This is a genomic window from Aquamicrobium sp. (assembly GCF_023954335.1).
Lineage (GTDB): Bacteria > Pseudomonadota > Alphaproteobacteria > Rhizobiales > Rhizobiaceae > Aerobium.
Map to the genome: position 1 here is coordinate 1,005,903 of NZ_JAMLIE010000001.1, position 16,519 is coordinate 1,022,421.

The 16,519-nt window shown below is 68.5% G+C and carries 15 protein-coding genes and 1 pseudogene; 15 read left to right on the top strand and 1 reads right to left on the bottom strand.

The features are described 5' to 3' along the window. Positions 1 to 39 precede the first annotated feature (39 nt). From M9945_RS04940 to M9945_RS04980, 9 genes and pseudogenes are all read left to right on the top strand, one after another. Positions 40 to 870, top strand: a complete 831-nt coding sequence (locus M9945_RS04940; protein WP_367943646.1) for a universal stress protein — start codon at positions 40 to 42, stop codon at positions 868 to 870. A gap of 164 nt (positions 871 to 1,034) precedes the next feature. Further along, complete coding sequence (locus tag M9945_RS04945) at positions 1,035 to 1,715, top strand: GntR family transcriptional regulator (protein WP_367929224.1); 681 nt, start codon at positions 1,035 to 1,037, stop codon at positions 1,713 to 1,715. 194 nt (positions 1,716 to 1,909) lie between these two features. Next, a complete protein-coding gene (locus M9945_RS04950) occupies positions 1,910 to 2,650 on the top strand; it encodes an SDR family NAD(P)-dependent oxidoreductase (protein ID WP_367929223.1) in 741 nt (246 codons plus the stop codon). Positions 2,651 to 2,680: 30 nt separating this feature from the next. Beyond that, complete coding sequence (gene lhgO / locus M9945_RS04955) at positions 2,681 to 3,895, top strand: L-2-hydroxyglutarate oxidase (protein WP_367943647.1); 1,215 nt, start codon at positions 2,681 to 2,683, stop codon at positions 3,893 to 3,895. 166 nt (positions 3,896 to 4,061) lie between these two features. After that, entirely contained in the window at positions 4,062 to 5,435 is a 1,374-nt protein-coding gene (locus M9945_RS04960; RefSeq protein WP_367943648.1) for an aspartate aminotransferase family protein, read from the top strand. 140 nt (positions 5,436 to 5,575) lie between these two features. Then, a pseudogene (locus M9945_RS04965) lies at positions 5,576 to 6,550 on the top strand (ABC transporter substrate-binding protein); the annotation flags it as partial. Between the two features lie 219 nt (positions 6,551 to 6,769). Beyond that, positions 6,770 to 7,837: an ABC transporter ATP-binding protein gene (locus tag M9945_RS04970; protein ID WP_367943649.1), complete on the top strand. Its 1,068-nt coding sequence runs from the start codon at positions 6,770 to 6,772 to the stop codon at positions 7,835 to 7,837. Further along, complete coding sequence (locus M9945_RS04975; RefSeq protein ID WP_367943650.1) at positions 7,834 to 9,003, top strand: ABC transporter permease; 1,170 nt, start codon at positions 7,834 to 7,836, stop codon at positions 9,001 to 9,003. The genes M9945_RS04970 and M9945_RS04975 overlap by 4 nt, the downstream gene beginning before the upstream one ends. Positions 9,004 to 9,007: 4 nt before the next feature. Beyond that, positions 9,008 to 9,805 carry an ABC transporter permease gene (locus tag M9945_RS04980; protein ID WP_367943651.1) on the top strand — a complete coding sequence of 266 codons (798 nt, stop codon included), beginning with the start codon at positions 9,008 to 9,010 and terminating at the stop codon, positions 9,803 to 9,805. A gap of 57 nt (positions 9,806 to 9,862) precedes the next feature. Here M9945_RS04980 and M9945_RS04985 read toward each other — a convergent pair whose 3' ends face one another. Continuing rightward, positions 9,863 to 10,837, bottom strand: coding sequence for an ABC transporter substrate-binding protein (locus M9945_RS04985; protein ID WP_367944765.1), 975 nt, complete (start codon positions 10,835 to 10,837; stop codon positions 9,863 to 9,865). A gap of 182 nt (positions 10,838 to 11,019) precedes the next feature. Here M9945_RS04985 and M9945_RS04990 point away from each other — a divergent pair, with 182 nt between their 5' ends. The 6 genes from M9945_RS04990 (at position 11,020) to M9945_RS05015 (ending at position 16,446) form a co-directional block, all read left to right on the top strand. Continuing rightward, positions 11,020 to 11,703 (top strand): TetR/AcrR family transcriptional regulator, encoded by a 684-nt coding sequence (locus tag M9945_RS04990; RefSeq protein ID WP_367931520.1) that lies wholly within the window; start codon positions 11,020 to 11,022, stop codon positions 11,701 to 11,703. 257 nt (positions 11,704 to 11,960) lie between these two features. After that, positions 11,961 to 12,701, top strand: a complete 741-nt coding sequence (locus M9945_RS04995; RefSeq protein ID WP_367944766.1) for an ABC transporter permease — start codon at positions 11,961 to 11,963, stop codon at positions 12,699 to 12,701. Beyond that, positions 12,698 to 13,765: an NAD-dependent epimerase/dehydratase family protein gene (locus M9945_RS05000; protein ID WP_367943652.1), complete on the top strand. Its 1,068-nt coding sequence runs from the start codon at positions 12,698 to 12,700 to the stop codon at positions 13,763 to 13,765. The genes M9945_RS04995 and M9945_RS05000 overlap by 4 nt, the downstream gene beginning before the upstream one ends. Next, positions 13,752 to 14,567 (top strand): GNAT family N-acetyltransferase, encoded by an 816-nt coding sequence (locus tag M9945_RS05005; RefSeq protein WP_367943653.1) that lies wholly within the window; start codon positions 13,752 to 13,754, stop codon positions 14,565 to 14,567. Before M9945_RS05000 ends, M9945_RS05005 begins: the two co-directional genes overlap by 14 nt. Before the next feature lie 23 nt (positions 14,568 to 14,590). After that, positions 14,591 to 15,655 carry a dihydrodipicolinate synthase family protein gene (locus M9945_RS05010; RefSeq protein ID WP_367943654.1) on the top strand — a complete coding sequence of 355 codons (1,065 nt, stop codon included), beginning with the start codon at positions 14,591 to 14,593 and terminating at the stop codon, positions 15,653 to 15,655. Beyond that, complete coding sequence (locus M9945_RS05015; RefSeq protein WP_367943655.1) at positions 15,652 to 16,446, top strand: ABC transporter ATP-binding protein; 795 nt, start codon at positions 15,652 to 15,654, stop codon at positions 16,444 to 16,446. Before M9945_RS05010 ends, M9945_RS05015 begins: the two co-directional genes overlap by 4 nt. The last annotated feature ends 73 nt before the right edge of the window (positions 16,447 to 16,519 follow it).

Genomic DNA, 16,519 nt, shown 5'->3' on the forward strand with positions numbered 1-16,519 from the left:
GATCGCGGCCGGCACACCGATCATGAAGCGAGGCTGAGCATGTACAAGGATATCCTCCTGATCCTTCCGTCCCGGACCGACGAGGCCGGGCGGGAATTCCTCGTCCGCGGCATCGAGGTCGCGCGGCTGATGGAAGCGCATGTCAGCGGCCTCGTCGTCGAGCGCTCGGTACCGCTGCCGGTCTCCATCCGCCGCCCCTACACCACCGGGATGGAGGAGGAGCTGATGCGGCGGCAGCAGGAATCGCACGGCACGGCCAATGCCGAGCTCGCCGCCTTCGAGGCAGAGGCGAAGCGCGCCGGCCTGCCGCACGAGGGCCGCCTGATGACCGTCTCGGAAGGCAACTACGACGCCGTCGTCGAGCGTGCCCGGCTGCGCAGCCTGGTGGTCGCGCCGTTCATCGATGACGACGAGGGACATGCCGATCTGGTGCAGGCCCTGATCTTCGGCGCGGGGCGGCCGGCTCTGGTGCTGCCCGCCGGCGGGGAAAAGGCGTTCCGCCCGCAAAAGGTGGTCGTCGCCTGGGACAACGAGCGCGCCGCCACCCGCGCCGTCGGCGACGCGATGCCGCTCCTGCGCCACGCCAAGGAGGTGCGCATCGTCACCGTCCTTTCCGACAAGCAGGCGACGGCCGGCGCGACCGGGCCCGAGCTCGTCGCCCATCTGGCGCGTTGCGGCGCGCACGCGACGCTGTGCGAGGTCGAGCGCGGCCGGCGCTCCGTCGGCGAGGCGCTGGCCGAGGAGGCGGAAGGCGCCGATCTCCTCGTCATGGGCGCGTTCGGCCATTCGCGCATCCGCGACTTCTTCCTCGGCGGCGCCACCCGCCACATGCTCGCCGGCCTGAACGTGCCGACCCTGCTCTCGCACTGACCCGCCGCGGCCTTCGCGAAAGCTTCGTTGACGTCCGGATTGCGCGCGGCGCGGCCGGGCGCGATTTCCTGTTCTAATCGGCGTCGCCGCCGCCACGGCGGTGGACGCGGCGGAAGTTCAGGTTATAGGATGCATCAAATGCCGGTGAGCGAACAAAGCAGCCCTTGAAACACGATCTCGACCCCATCGACCATGAGAGCCTGAGCAACACGGTCTACGCCACCTTGTGCGACGCCCTGATCCAGGGCCGGTTCCAGCCGGGCGACCGGCTGAAGATCCGCGATCTCGCCGGGCAGCTCGGCACCAGCGTCACGCCGATCCGCGATGCGATCCTCAGGCTGGCGCATGACGAGGCGATCGTTTTCCGCTCGGCGCGCGACATCCGTATCCCCGACGTCAGCGAGGACCGCTATCTCGAGATCCGCTCGATCCGCATCCGGCTGGAGGCGCTGGCCGCCGAGACGGCGGCGCAACTCGCGACACGGGCCGACATCGACGCGCTCGAAACCATCCTGAGGGACAACGAGGAAGCCCTGAAGGACGGCGACCGGCTGGCCGGGACGCGGTTCAACCAGGCGTTCCACCTCGCTTTGCCCAAGATCGCGCGGCTGCCGGTCCTCGACGGCATCCTCCATCGCATTTGGCTGCAGATGGGCCCGCTGATCGCCGATTCCTATCTGCAGGGCGGGCGGGCGATGGTCGACTACCACTACCCGGTGATCGACGCGCTCCGGCGGCACGATTCCGCCGCCGCGGCCAAGGCCATCGTCGACGACATCGTCCTCGGCGGCAAGGCGATCATGGATCGTGTCGAGCAGGCAAGAGCAATTCCAAGAAAAGTGTGAAGCACTTTTCCGTCCGGAATTGCGCTGGGATGAGGAGTTGGACGCGCGATTCCGCCTGAGCGGGGAACCCGTTTCCGGCGCAGTCGCTTATCCAATCCGAGTAAAGGCGACGAGGCATAGGCAGGCGCAGAACCCGCTTGCCAAGCCGTGGCGATGCATTAATGATGCATCATGCATCAATTGAGAGCGCGATCATGTCCAGCGAACGGCCCTACATGCTTCTGACCGGCGCCAGCCGCGGCATCGGCCATGCCACCGTCAAGCTCTTCCAGGAGCACGGCTGGCGCATCCTCACCGTCTCGCGCCAGCCCTTCTCCGAGGAATGCCGGTGGCCCTCGGCGCGAGAGAGCCATATCCAGGCCGACCTTGCCGACCTGTCGCAGATCGACGGCCTCGCCGCCGAGGTGCGCGGCCGCCTGCCGGACGGCAAGCTGCACGCGCTGGTCAACAATGCCGGGATTTCCCCCAAGGGGGAGGGTGGCAGCCGCCTCGGCGTCGCTGCCACCGACGCCGCCGTGTGGACACAGGTGCTGAACGTCAACCTGATCTCGACGGCGCTGATCGCGCGGGCGCTCCTGCCGGAGCTGGAGGCGGCGCGCGGCTCGATCGTCAACGTCACCTCCATCGCCGGCTCGCGCGTCCACCCCTTTGCCGGGGTCGCCTATGCCGCCTCCAAGGCGGCGCTGGCCTCGCTGACGCGGGAGATGGCGCACGAGTTCGGCCGGCGCGGCATCCGCGCCAACGCCATCGCGCCCGGCGAGATCGAGACGTCGATCCTGTCGCCCGGCACCGACGAGCTGGTGACGGCGGAAGTGCCGATGCAGCGCCTCGGCGACCCGCGCGAGGTGGCCGAGACCATCCACTTCCTCTGCTCCTCCCGCTCCTCCTACATCAACGGCGCCGAGATCCACATCAATGGCGGCCAGCACGTCTAAGGCGCGGCCGGAAACGGGCGCGGGGCGATCATGACTGACAACCGCTACGATTATTGCGTCGTCGGCAGCGGCATCGTCGGGCTCGCCACGGCGGCCGAGCTGCTGCGGCGCGAGCCGGGCGCACGGCTCCTCGTCCTCGACAAGGAGGCGCGGCCCGCCGTCCACCAGACAGGCCACAACAGCGGCGTCATCCATGCCGGAATCTACTACCAGCCCGGGTCGCTGAAGGCGCGCCTGTGCCGCGAGGGCGCGGAGGCGACGAAGGCGTTCTGCACCCGCCATGGCATCGCCTTCGAGGAATGCGGCAAGCTCCTCGTCGCCACTGACGATCTCGAAATGGAGCGGATGGAGGCGCTGGCCGGGCGCGCGGCGCAGAACGGCATCGCCTTCGAGCGGCTCGATCGCACCCGGCTGGGCGAAGCCGAGCCCGCCGTCACCGGGCTCGGCGCGCTGCTCGTGCCGTCGACCGGCATCGTCGACTACCGCGCGATCTGCGCCGCCATGGCCGGGGAGATCGCGGAAGGCGGCGGCAGGATTGCCTTCGGCATGCCGGTCTCGGCGATCCGCGAGGACGAGGCCGACGTCACCGTCGTCGCCGGCGGCGAGACGTTCCGCGCCGGCCGCCTCGTCGTCTGCGCCGGCCTGCAATCCGACCGTCTGGCGCGGCTCGCCGGCCTCGACATCGACTTCCGCATCGTCCCGTTCCGCGGCGAGTACTACACGCTGCCGGCGGCCAAGGCGGACATCGTCCGTCACTTGATCTATCCGATCCCGGACCCCGACCTGCCTTTCCTCGGCGTCCACCTGACGCGGATGATCGCCGGCTCCGTCACCGTCGGGCCGAACGCGGTGCTCGGCTTCGCCCGCGAAGGCTATCCCAAGGGCAGCGTCGACTGGCGCGACGTCGCCGCGATGGCGGCGTTTCCCGGCTTCTGGCGGGTGATCGCGGGTAACCTACGCTCCGGCATCGACGAGTTCCGCGGCTCGCTCTTCAAGCGGCATTATCTGGAGAAATGCCGCAAATACTGCCCGTCGCTGACGCTGGCCGACCTGACGAAGCCCGGCGCGGGCATCCGCGCCCAGGCAGTGCGGCGCGACGGCGCGCTGATCCACGATTTCCTGTTCGTCTCGTCGGAGCGGATGCTGCATGTCTGCAACGCGCCGTCGCCGGCCGCGACCTCGGCCATCCCCATCGGCAGCATGATCGTCGACCGCCTGCACGGCGTCGAAGGCGCGGCCATATGAGCCGCCCGCCGCCGACTGTCGAACACCCGCCCGGGCCGGGAGGCCGGCGCCCGTAAGACGGCGCAAGGGATCGCGGCAAGTCGCGCGACCGTGCCGCCGAAAAGCATTGACGTTGCCCCGTCATGATGCATCATACAGCAAGGACGAAAGTCCGAAGGAGAAGTGAATGACCGTCGCCCCGAACTCAGTCGAAGCCAGAGACATCGCCTATCATTTTCACGCCTATACCAATGCGAAGAGGCATAGGGAGGTGGGGCCGCTGGTCATCGACCGGGGCGAGGGCATTCATGTCTACGACGTTGCCGGCAACCGCTATATCGAGGCCATGGCCGGCCTGTGGAGCGTCGCGGTCGGCTTCAACGAGAAGCGGCTGATGGACGCCGCCACCCGGCAGATGCAGCGGCTTCCCTTCTACCACAACTTCACCCACAAGTCGCACGGCCCGCTGATCGACCTCGCCGAGAAGCTGGTGACGATGATGCCCGTGCCGATGAGCAAGGCCTTCTTCACCAATTCGGGGTCGGAGGCCAACGACACCGCGATGAAGATGATCTGGTATCGCGCCAACGCGATGGGCGAGCCGCAGCGCAAGAAGATCATCTCGCGCGAGCGCGCCTATCACGGCGTCACCATCGCCTCGGGCAGCCTGACCGGGCTTCCCGCCAACCACCGCTCCTTCGACCTGCCGATCGCCGGCATCCTGCGCACGGGAAGCCCGCACCACTGGCGCGACGCGCTGCCGGGCGAGAGCGAGGAGGCGTTCGCGACGCGCCGGGCCGAGGAGCTGGAGGAGCTCATCCTCGCCGAGGGGCCGGAGACCATCGCCGCCTTCTTCGGCGAGCCGGTGATGGGCGCCGGCGGCGTCGTCGTGCCGCCCGCGACCTATTGGGAGAAAATCCAGGCGGTGCTGCGCAAATACGACATCCTCCTCGTCGCCGACGAGGTCATCTGCGGCTTCGGCCGCACGGGGGCGATGTTCGGCTGCGAGACCTACGGCATCCGGCCCGACATCATGGTCATGTCGAAGGCGCTGTCCTCGTCCTACCTGCCGATCTCGGCACTGGTCGCAAACGACAGGGTGCTCGACCCGATCGTTGAGGAGACCGACCGCATCGGCACCTTCGGCCACGGCTTCACCGCCGGCGGCCACCCGGTCGCCGCCGCCGTGGCGCTGGAATCGATCCGCGTCATCGAGGAGGACGGGCTGGTCGGGCGCGCCGCGCGTTCCGGCGCGCGCCTGCTCGCGGGGCTTCGGGCCATGTCCGGCCACCGTCTCGTCGGCGAGGTGCGCGGCGTCGGCCTGATCGCCGCTGTCGAGCTGGTGACGGACAAGGAAGCGAAGACCGGGCTCGGCCAGCCGGGCCAGCTCGGCGGGCTCGTCGCCGGTCATCTCCAGCAGCTCGGCGTCATCACCCGCAACATGGGGGACTCGATCGCGTTCTGCCCCCCGCTTGTCATCAGCGAGAATGAGGTGGATGAATTGCTGGGAGCCTTCGGCAAGGCGCTAGACCGGACGGAGGCCGATCTGTCCGCCGCCTGATCGCGTTCACCGGCCGGCCGGGCAGGACCCGGCCGGCCTTCAACCAAGAAAAGGGGAAGAAGATGAAAACATGGAAGAAACTCAGCCTGTCGTCCGCGCTGGCGCTTGCGCTCGGCGTCACCTTCGCCGCGCCCGGCATGGCGCGCGATCTCACCATCGTCTCGTGGGGCGGCAGCTATCAGGACGCGCAGCGCAAGATCTATTTCGAGCCCTTCGCCCAAAAGATCGGCAAGACGGTGCTCGACGAGGCGTGGGACGGCGGCATCGGTGTCCTCCAGTCCAAGGTCAAGGCCGGCCAGCCCAACTGGGACGCGGTGCAGGTCGAGGCCGAGGAACTGGCGCTCGGCTGCGCCGACGGCCTGTTCGAGAAGATCGACTGGGACAAGGTCGGCAACAAGGACGGCTTCCTGCCGGCCGCGGTCGATGATTGCGGCGTCGGCACCATCGTCTGGTCGACCGCCATCGCCTATGACGGCGACAAGATCGCCGACGGTCCGAAATCCTGGGCCGATTTCTGGGACGTCGAGAAGTTCCCCGGCAAGCGCGCCCTGCGCAAGGGGCCGAAATACACGCTCGAATTCGCCCTGATGGCCGACGGCGTCGACAAGGACGAGGTCTACGACGTGCTGTCGACGCCGGAAGGCCAGGAGCGGGCTTTCAACAAGCTGGCCGAGCTGCGGCCGCATGTGGTGTGGTGGGAATCGGGCGCGCAGCCGCTGCAGCTTCTCGCCTCCGGCGAGGTGGCGATGACCTCGGCCTATAACGGCCGCATCACCGGCATCAACCGCAGCGAGGGCAGGAACTTCCAAGTCGTCTGGCCGGGCAGCATCTATTCGATCGATAGCTGGGTCATTCTCAAGGACGCCGAGAACAAGGACGCCGCGCTCGATTTCATCGCCTTCGCCAGCCTGCCGGAGCATCAGTCGAAGCTGCCGGAATACGTCGCCTACGGCCTGCCGGTCCTCGCCGCTGCCGGCATGGTGCCGGCGGAATACGCCAAGGACCTGCCGACCAATCCGGACAACCTGCCCGAGGCGATCTCGCTCGATACGGATTTCTGGATCGACAACGCCGAAACGCTCACCCAGCGCTTCAACGCCTGGCTTGCCAACTAGGCTTGCCAATCAATCGGGGGCGGGCGACAATTCGCTGAACCCGTGGCGCGGCGCCGTCGCCCGACGACGCCGCGCCGGACGGGGCCTTTGGAGCGACAAGGCCGCGCGCATCGTTCCCGGCGGGAGGCGTCGAGGGACGGCCCGATCGGGCCGAGGGGGAACCCGCCGCGCGTCTTCACGCCTTGCTCGTGGCCATACTCAACAACGGTGGGGTGTGCCGTGACCGAGTTCATACGGTTTGACCGCATTACCAAATATTTCGGCCATCTGTGCGTGGTCGAGGATCTCGATCTCGGCATCGGCAAGGGCGAGTTCGTCAGCCTGCTCGGGCCGTCCGGCTCCGGCAAGACGACGCTGCTGATGATGCTGGCCGGCTTCGAGAAGCCGACCTCCGGCAGCCTGCTGCTCGACGGCGTCGAGATCAACGAGGTGCCGACCCACAGGCGCGACATGGGCGTGGTCTTCCAGAGCTATGCGCTGTTCCCGCACATGACCGTCGGCCAGAACGTCGCCTTTCCGCTCGAGATGCGCGGGACGCCCAGGGCCGAGATCGCGACGCGCGTCGCCCGCGCGCTCGACATGGTCCAGCTTTCGGCGTTGCGCGACCGCTGGCCGGCGCAGCTTTCCGGCGGCCAGCAGCAGCGCGTGGCGCTGGCGCGCGCCCTCGTGTTCGAGCCGCGCGTGGTGCTGATGGACGAGCCGCTCGGCGCGCTCGACAAGCAATTGCGCGAGCAGATGCAGCTCGACATCCGCGCCCTGCACCACCGGCTCGGCCTCACCATCGTCTTCGTCACCCACGACCAGTCGGAAGCCCTGACGATGTCGGACCGCATCGCGGTCTTCAACAAGGGCAGGATCGAGCAGATCGGCACCCCGCGCGAGGTCTATGACGAGCCGGCGACGCGCTTCGTCGCCGAGTTCATCGGCGAGACCAACCTGATGGAAGGAACGGTCGAGGCGGTCGACGGCGGCGAGGCGCGGATCAGGCTGCCCTCGGGCGGCCGCATCGTCTCCGCCGTCGGCGGCGGCGTTTCCGTCGGCGGCAACGTCCTCGTCTCGGTCCGGCCGGAGCGCATCGACCTGACGGAGGAGCGCAACGAGGCCGGCAACTGCCTCGAGGCCGAGGTCGCCGACTGCGTCTATCAGGGCGATCACCTGCGCGTGCAGTTGCAGGCCGGCAGCCAGACGCTGATCGCCAAGCTCGGCCGCCGCGCCGGCGAGCATCCGGCCGGCCGCCGGCTCCACGCCGCCTTCTCTCCCCGCGACTGCACGGTGATCGCGTCATGACGCTGTCGCGCCCGGGCCGTTCGCTGCTGCTGCTCGCACCGCTCTTCCTGTTCCTCGTCGTGTTCTTCGTCTGGCCGCTCTTCACCATGATGTCGCAGTCGGTGACGGACAGCGCCGTGCTGCGCCTCCTGCCGCGCAGCGCCGAGACCATCGGCGCGTGGGACCGGCAGTCTGCCCCGAGCGCCGCGATGGAGGAGGCGCTGGTCGCGGACCTCGCCGAAGTCGACGACGAGCAGGCGCTCGGCGACATGGTGCGCCGGCTGAACAGCGCCCAGCCGGGCTTCCGCACGCTGATGACGAAGACGATGAGCGCGGTTCGCGCCGGGGCGCTGCCGCCCGAAGGCCTCGCCGGGGTCGACGCGCGCTGGCAGCGGCCCGAATTCTGGGTCGCCATCGCCGGGGCGCTGTCGCCCTATACCGACCGCAACCTTCTCGCCGCGCTCGATCTCGGCCGCGACACCGGCGGCTCCATCGTGCAGCTTCCGGCGGACCAGTCGGTCAACCGCGTCATCATGCTGCGCACCTTCGCCATCTCCGGCCTCGTCACGCTCGCCTGCGTCGCCATCGGCTTTCCCTATGCGCTGGTCATGGCCTCGACCTCGGGCTGGCGGCGCGACCTCCTGCTCGCCGCCGTGCTGCTGCCGCTGTGGACGTCGCTGCTGGTGCGCACCGCCGCCTGGTTCATCCTGCTTCAGGAGCAGGGGCTCATCAACGACCTCCTGCAATCGCTCGGCCTGACCGCGGGACCGATCCAGCTCATCTTCAACCGCACCGGCGTCATCATCGCGATGACCCACGTGCTGCTCCCCTTCATGGTGCTGCCGATCTACAGCACGCTGATCACCATCCCGCGCAACCTGATGCCGGCCGCCGCCTCGCTCGGCGCGCACCCCCTGCGCGCCTTCGTGCGGGTGCTCCTGCCGCTCAGCCTGCGCGGCGTCGCCTCCGGCTGCCTGCTCGTCTTCATCTCGGCCATCGGCTACTACATCACGCCGGCGCTGATCGGCGGGCCGGGCGACCAGATGATCAGCTCGATCATCGCCTTCTATGCGCTGGGCTCGGCCAACTGGGGCATGGCCGGCGCGCTCGGCGTCGTCCTGCTCGTCGCCACGCTTCTCCTCTACAGCGTCTATGCCAGGCTTTCGGCCGAGCGGGCGGAGAGGTGAGGCGATGGCGCTGAAACTCTCAAGAACCCTGTTTGCATTGCTGACGGTGCTGTTCCTCGTCGCGCCGCTGCTCGCCATCCTGCCGCTGGCCTTCACCTCGAGCGTGATCCTGACCTATCCGGTGCCGTCCTGGTCGCTGCGCTGGTTCGAGGAGCTGTTCACCGCCGACGCCTGGCGGCGGGCGATCGTCAACAGCCTGATCGTCGGCACGGGAACGACGGTGCTGGCGACCGTTCTCGGCACGGCGGCGTCTCTCGGGCTGCGCGGCCGCGGCCTGCCGCTGCTCGGTGCGGTGCGGACGCTGTTCCTGCTGCCGATGGTGGTCCCGGCGGTCGTGCTCGGCGTCGGCATGCAGGTCTTCCTCGTCCGGGTCGGGCTCGCCAGCTCCTATGCCGGCGTCATCATCGCCCACACGGTCGTCGCCATCCCCTTCGTCGTCGTCAGCGTGTCGAGCGCGCTCGCCGGCATCGACACCCGCGTCGAGCTCGCCGCGCAGAGCCTCGGCGCCTCGCCGGCGACGGTGTTCCGCCGGGTGACGCTGCCGCTCGCCATGCCGGGCGTGCTCTCCGGCGCGGTGCTTGCCTTCGCCACCTCGCTCGACGAGGTGGTGCTGACGCTGTTCGTCGCCGGCCCCAACCAGCGCACGCTTGCGCGGCAGATGTTCTCGACCATCCGCGAGAACATCAGCCCCGCCATCGCCGCCGCCGCCTTCATCTTCATCGTCGCGACGATCGCCGTCGGCCTGCTCGTCGCCCTCTACCGCCTCTGGCGCGCCCGCAGGGTGAAGGCCGAAGCGGGATAGAAAAAGCCGGCCCTCGCGGAGAGGGCCGGCCCGTGGTGAAAGCGTGGTCGCCGGTCGTCAGCGCGCCGGCATCTTGATCGCTTCGTCGAGGAATTCGTTGGTGTAGACGGTCTTGACGTCGAAGGGCTGCTCCAGGTCGAAATAGGTCTCGACCGTCTTGTAGTCGGCGTCCATCCGCTCGGGATCGAACGCGCCGAGCGCCACCGTGGTCGTGGTTGGGTCGGTCATCAGCTCGATGATGCGGTTCCACTGGTCGACCTGGTTGTCGTGGTCGAGGCCCGACACCTCCGACATCAGCGCCTCGAGGCACGGCTCGACATCCGCGACGCAGGCGGCGAAAGCGCGCTGCGTGACCGAGGCGAACTGGGCGACCAGCTCCTTGTTGTCGTTCAGGAACGCGCCGTTGATGATGATCGAGTTGCCATAGGGGTTGATGCCGATGTCGCGCCAGGCGACGAAGCCGAGGTCGTCGCCGAACTCGCGCACCTTGAGGTCGTGCTCGTTGTAGAAGTCGCTGGTGATGTCGATCGCGCCGCTCTTCAGCGAGGTGAGCTTGGCCTGCGGCGAGACGTTGACGAAGTTGACCGAGTCCGGCGCGATGCCGACGGTCTCGGCGAATAGCGGCCACATCACGCGCGAGGCGTCGGCCGGCGGGTTGCCGATGGAGCGGCCCGGGAAGTCCTTCGGGCCCGTAATGCCGCTCTTCTTCAGCCAGTAGAAGCCCTGCGGCGAGTTGGCGTAGACCGTCATGATGGCGACGGCGTCGCCGCCCTGGCCCTTGGTGAGCAGCACCGTCGCCATGTCGGCGACGCCGATCTGCGAGAAGCCGGCGCCGACGCGCTGGGCGGCCGCGCCCGAGCCGCGCCCGGCCTCGATGGTCAGGTTGATGCCTGCCTCTTCGTACCAGCCTTGGCTTTTGGCGTAGAAATAGGGCGAGTGGTCGGCGGTCGGCACCCAGTTCAACACCATGTTGACGTCGGCGGCCTGCGCGCCGGACGAAAGAAACGCCGCTGCCAGCGCGGCGGACAGCATGAAGGATCTGCGAAGCGTCATCTTGGTTTCCCCGATTTTTTTGTCGAAAGGCGCGGTGTCGGTTGGGCGTGCCGCACTTTCCGAAGGCTCGCGGGTTGCCCTGTGGCAAACTATAGGCACGGATGCTAGAGTAGATCAATAACCAATCAACCAGTTGGTTACAAATAGGACGGAGGCGAAAGATGGACGAGACACAAGCCCCGACGCAGGAGCCCGCAGAGGCCTCCTCACGCGACGCCAGGCCCACCCCCCAGCGCCGCGATCCGGCCGCGACATGGAGGGCGCTGCTCGACGCGGCGGTGGCCGAGTTCGCCGAATTCGGCTTCGAGGGCGGCCGCGTCGACCGCATCGCCCGCCAGGCCGGCGTCAACAAGCAGCTCGTCTATCATTATTTCGGCAGCAAGGCCGACCTCTACCGCACCGCGCTCGAGGAGGTGTACCGCCATATCCGCGAGCGCGAGCAGGAGCTGCACCTTTCCGATGTCGACCCCGAGGAGGCGATGCGGCGGCTGGTCGGCTTTTCCTTCGACTACCTGTCCGAGCACCCCGAGTTCATCGCCCTCGTCAACGACGAGAACCGGATGGGCGCGCGCCACCTGAAGACATCCGAGAAGGTGACAGAGATGCACTCGCCGCTGGTGCGCCTCGTCGAGGAGACGCTGGCGCGCGGCGTCAAGGCCGGCGTGTTCAACGACCGCTTCGGTCCGGTGAACCTTTACCTGTCGGTCGCGGCGCTGTCCTTCTTTTATCTCTCCAACCACAGCACGCTGTCGGTGATCTTCGACCGGGACATGGTCTCGCCCGCACAGGCGGCGCGGCGGCGCGAGCACGTCATATCCTTCGTCCTGTCCGCGCTGCGGCCCTGAATGCAGTCATGAATAAGTAATCAACTAGTTGGTTGACTAATGCCGGAAGGCCGATTAGAGCATTTTGCAGGCGGACGGAATCGTCCGGCGTCGCATAAATGCGGCCAGGAAAAGAAGCTGGAGCAGCGGAAGCAGCGTTCGTCAGAACGCCCGCTGCTCCAGCGTCCCGGCATCGAGAGGGAACGGGCATGGTCGCAGCAACCGGGATTTCGACAGGCAGCGAGCTGGAGCGGCTGGAGCGCCGGCGCACGCGGCAGATGCGGTTCATCGCCGTCGCCGCCCACGTCGCGGCGTTCGTGCTGTGGGAGATCCTCGTGCGCTCGCTGGAGGTGCCGAAGTTCATCCTCCCCGCGCCGAGCGAGATCCTCGCCACCCTCGGCTCGCGGCGCTACGACTGGATCGGCAACAGCTGGGTGACGGGCGTCGAGATCGTCGGCGGCTATCTCCTCGCCACCGTCCTCGGCGTCGCCACCGCGCTCTTGTTCTCGTGGTCGCGCGTGCTGGTCATGGTGCTGTTCCCGCTTCTGGTGACGCTGAACATGATCCCCAAGGTGGCGCTCGGGCCGCTGGTGATCGTCTGGTTCAGCTACGGCATCTCGACCAACATCCTCATCACCTTCTCGCTGTGCTACTTCCCGATCCTGCTGACCACCGTGCGCGGCCTGCGCGAGGTCGAGCCGGACCTGCTCGATCTGGTGAAATCGCTGCGCGGCTCGCGCTGGCAGATGTTCCTCTACATCCAGCTTCCGGGCGCGCTGCCCTACATCTTCTCCGGCATGAAGGTCGCGGCGATCCTCGCCGTGGCCGGCGCGGTGGTCGGCGAGTTCATCGCCTCCGACCGCGGGCTCGGCTACCTGATGATCCAGGTGCAGGCCGCGCTCGACACGCCCGCCATGTTCATGGCCGTGATCCTGATCACGCTCATCGGCATCGCCCTCTACCTCGCGGTGCTGCTGCTCGAGCACATGATCGTTCCAAGAGATGCGAGGATGTCGTGAACGAAAGACCTGAATTCACCGGCGTCGACCTGCTCGACGGGGCGCGCCTGCCCGCAAGGTTCGATGGCCCCGAGGAACTGGACACCTTCATCGCCCGCCCGTCGCGCGCGCTGATCGACGACCTTGCCGAGGTCGACGGCGACATCATGATCCTCGGCGCCAGCGGCAAGATGGGGCCGACGCTGGCGCGGCTGGCGCGCAACGCCGCCCCCGGCCGGCGCGTGCTCGCGGTCGCCCGCTTCGGCGACCCGGCCTCGCGCGAGGAGCTCGACCGCCACGGCGTCGAGACGATCGCCTGCGACCTCCTCGACCGCGCCCAGCTCGAGGCGCTGCCGAAGGCGAAGAACGTCATCTTCATGGCCGGCCGCAAGTTCGGCTCGGGCGGCAGCCAGCCGCTGACATGGGCGACCAACACCTATATGCCGGCCGTCGTCGCCGAAGTGTTCCGCGCCTCGCGCATCGTCGCCTTCTCCACGGGCTGCGTCTATGCCTTCACCCCGGTCGACGGCATGGGCTCGGACGAGGGCGCGCCGCTCGACCCGCCCGGCGAGTACGCCCAGTCCTGCATCGGCCGCGAGCGACTGATCGAGCATTTCTCGCAGGTCCACGGCACGCCGGGCCGGCTGTTCAGGCTGAACTACGCCATCGACCTGCGCTACGGCGTCCTGCACGACGTCGCGGTCAAGGTGCGCGACGGTCTGCCGGTCGACGTCTCGATGGGCCATGTCAACGTCATCTGGCAGGGCGACGCCAACGCCATCGCCCTGCGCTGCCTGAAGCAGGCGACGGTGCCGACCAGCCCGATCAACGTCACCGGGCCGGAGGTCATCTCCGTGCGCTGGCTGGCCGAAACCTTCGGCGCGATGCTGGGCAAGGCGCCGGTCATCACCGGCAGCGAGGCGCCGAGTGCCTGGCTCTCCAACGCCAGGGCATCCAACGGCCTGTTCGGCTACCCGCTGGTGCCGCTCGACAAGATGATGACATGGACCGCCGACTGGGTGGCGCGCAGCCTGCCGTCGCACAACAAGCCGACGCATTTCGAGGCGCGCGATGGCACCTATTGACGGCCCCGTCATCCTGTCGCCGGCCGATGTCGCCCAGGCGATGGAGCTGTCGGCGGAAGCGGGCTGGAACCAGCTTCCCGCCGACTGGCGCCTCTTCATGGCCCACGGCAAGGTCTTCGGCCTGTTCGACGGCATGGTCCTCGTCGCCACCGCCGCGATCATGCCCTATGGCGACGACTTCGCCTGGATCGGCATGGTGCTGACCCGCAAGGACTGGCGCGGGCGTGGACACGGCACGGCGCTGCTGAAGACCTGCATCGCCGAACTCGAGGCTCTCGGCCGCACCGCGCTTCTCGACGCCACCCCGGCCGGCGAGCCGCTCTATCGCAGCCTCGGCTTCGAGGACGGCGAGCGGTTCACCCGCTGGCAGGGCGTGGGGGGAGGGGCCTCTGCCGCGTCCGCCACGCCCGATCCGGCGGCGCTCACGGCGGCGAACGCGGCCTTCGGCGCGGATCGCACGCCGCTTCTGATCGATTTCTCCGCCCGCTGCCCAGCTGCGCGGCGCAGCGCGCCGCAGGGCGCGGCCCATGCTTTCGGCCGGGACGGACGTATCGCGACGCAGATCGGCCCGGTCGTCGGCGCGGATGAGGCCGCGGTCGCCGAGCTGGTCGAGGGCGTCGTCGCCGCGCTGGACGGCCCGGTGTTCCTCGATGTCGCGGACAGCCGCCCGCTGCTGGTCGAGCGGCTGCGCGCCCTCGGCTTCGCCCGGCAGCGCCCGTTCCTGCGCATGAGGAAGGGGCCGCGTCCCGCGCCGGGGCGCGCGAACGAGACGGCGGTGATCGCAGGCCCGGAATTCGGGTAGGACGTATACAGGAAGCGAGAGACATGGGCCTTCATCACACCGACCTGCCACCCGAGATCCTCGCCACCCTGCGGCGCGGCGCGGTCATCCCCGCCCATCCGCTGGCGCTCGACGCGCAGCGCCGCTTCGACGCGCGCCGCCAGCGGGCGCTGACGCGCTATTATGTCGATTCAGGCTCCGGCGGCCTCGCGGTCGGCGTCCACACTACGCAGTTCGCCATCCGTGACACCGGCCTCTACGAACCCGTCCTGCGCGCCGCCGCGGAGGACGCCGCCGCATGGACGGCGCGGCCGCTCGTCCTTGTCGCCGGTGTCGCCGGCAGGACGGCGCAGGCGCTCGACGAGGCGCGCATCGCCCGCGGCCTCGGCTATCACGCCGTCCTCGTCAGCATGGGCGCGATGCGCGGTGCCTCCGGTGACGAGCTGATCGCGCATTGCGAGGCCGTGGCAAGGGAAATGCCGATCATCGGCTTCTACATGCAGACCGCCGTCGGCGGCATCGCCCTCGACGCCGCGTTCTGGGAGCGGTTCGCGTCCATCGACAACGCGGTGGCGATCAAGGTCGCGCCCTTCAACCGCTATCGCACGCTGGACGTGATGCGCGGCGTCGCCGCCGCCGGCGCGGAGGAGCGCATCACGCTCTACACCGGCAATGACGACCACATCGTCGCCGACCTCGTCACACCCTTCGACATCCCGCGCGGCGACGAGATCGTGCGCCTGCGCTTTCGCGGCGGCCTGCTCGGTCACTGGTCGGTGTGGACCTCGAAGGCGGTCGAGCTGCTCGGGCGCATCCACGCCGCGGTCGACGCCGGCGGCCCTGTCCCCGCCGATCTCCTCGGGCTCGACGCGCGCGTCACCGACTGCAACGCCGCCTTCTTCGACGTCGCCAACGATTTCCACGGCTGCATCGCCGGCTGCCACGAGGTGCTGCGCCGGCAGGGCCTGCTCGACGGCATCTGGTGCCTCGACCCGGCCGAGGGGCTTTCGACCGGCCAGGCGCGGGAGATCGACCGGGTCTGTGCGGCCCATCCCGACCTGTCGGACGACGGCTTCGTCGCCGCGAACCGCGAAAGGTGGCTGTCATGACGGCAAGCGCGCAGGAAATGCGGGACGACGCGTCTCCCCTGATCCGCATGCGCAACGTGCGCAAGGTCTACCGCACCGGCGGCGCCGAAGCGGTCGCGGTGTCCGATGTCACGCTCGACATCCACGAGGGCGACCTGCTTTCGATCGTCGGCCCCTCCGGCTGCGGCAAGACCACGGTCTTGAAGATACTCGCCGGACTGCACGGCGCCGACGGCGGCACGGTCAGCATCGGCGACGGCCATGGCTCGTTCGTCGAAGGGCGCGATGTCGGCATGGTGTTCCAGCAGCCGCTGCTGCTCAAATGGCGCACCATCGCCGAGAACGTCATCCTGCCGGCGCAGATCCTCGGCCTGCCGCTCAAGGCCGCGCGCGAGCGCGCCCGCGATCTGCTGGAAATGGTCGGTCTCGGCAAGGCGGGCGACAAGTATCCGTTCGAGCTGTCGGGCGGCATGCAGCAGCGCGCCGCCATCGCCCGCGCGCTGATCCACGATCCCAAGCTGGTGCTGATGGACGAGCCGTTCGGCGCGCTCGACGCCATCACGCGCGAGAAGATGAACCTCGAAATGCTGCGCATCTGGCAGGAGAGCCGCAAGACCTTCGTCTTCGTCACCCACGGCATCCAGGAGGCGGTGTTCCTCGGCTCGCATTGCGCGGTGCTGACCGCCGGCCCCGCGCGCATGGCCGACTATTTCAGCATCGACCTGCCGCACCCGCGCAGCCTCGACATCAAGACCGGCAACGCCTTCGGCGATTACGTCAAGCGCATCTATCGCCAGCTCGATATGGGCTAAGCACTGCCGGGAGCTTCCGCCGCGAGGTGGAAATGGCGCGGCCGGTTCTGTCTCCAGGGGTGGAGGCAGCGCC

Excerpts from the sequence above, each read along its gene's own strand:
- M9945_RS05005 (WP_367943653.1), top strand. The coding sequence starts at position 13,752 with ATGGCACCTATTGACGGCCCCGTCATCCTGTCGCCGGCCGATGTCGCC.
- M9945_RS05015 (WP_367943655.1), top strand. The coding sequence starts at position 15,652 with ATGACGGCAAGCGCGCAGGAAATGCGGGACGACGCGTCTCCCCTGATC.
- M9945_RS04975 (WP_367943650.1), top strand. The coding sequence starts at position 7,834 with ATGACGCTGTCGCGCCCGGGCCGTTCGCTGCTGCTGCTCGCACCGCTC.
- M9945_RS04990 (WP_367931520.1), top strand. The coding sequence starts at position 11,020 with ATGGACGAGACACAAGCCCCGACGCAGGAGCCCGCAGAGGCCTCCTCA.
- M9945_RS04985 (WP_367944765.1), bottom strand. The coding sequence starts at position 10,837 with ATGCTGTCCGCCGCGCTGGCAGCGGCGTTTCTTTCGTCCGGCGCGCAG.
- M9945_RS04940 (WP_367943646.1), top strand. The coding sequence starts at position 40 with ATGTACAAGGATATCCTCCTGATCCTTCCGTCCCGGACCGACGAGGCC.
- M9945_RS04960 (WP_367943648.1), top strand. The coding sequence starts at position 4,062 with ATGACCGTCGCCCCGAACTCAGTCGAAGCCAGAGACATCGCCTATCAT.
- M9945_RS05010 (WP_367943654.1), top strand. The coding sequence starts at position 14,591 with ATGGGCCTTCATCACACCGACCTGCCACCCGAGATCCTCGCCACCCTG.
- lhgO (WP_367943647.1), top strand. The coding sequence starts at position 2,681 with ATGACTGACAACCGCTACGATTATTGCGTCGTCGGCAGCGGCATCGTC.
- M9945_RS04980 (WP_367943651.1), top strand. The coding sequence starts at position 9,008 with ATGGCGCTGAAACTCTCAAGAACCCTGTTTGCATTGCTGACGGTGCTG.
- M9945_RS04950 (WP_367929223.1), top strand. The coding sequence starts at position 1,910 with ATGTCCAGCGAACGGCCCTACATGCTTCTGACCGGCGCCAGCCGCGGC.
- M9945_RS04995 (WP_367944766.1), top strand. The coding sequence starts at position 11,961 with ATGCGGTTCATCGCCGTCGCCGCCCACGTCGCGGCGTTCGTGCTGTGG.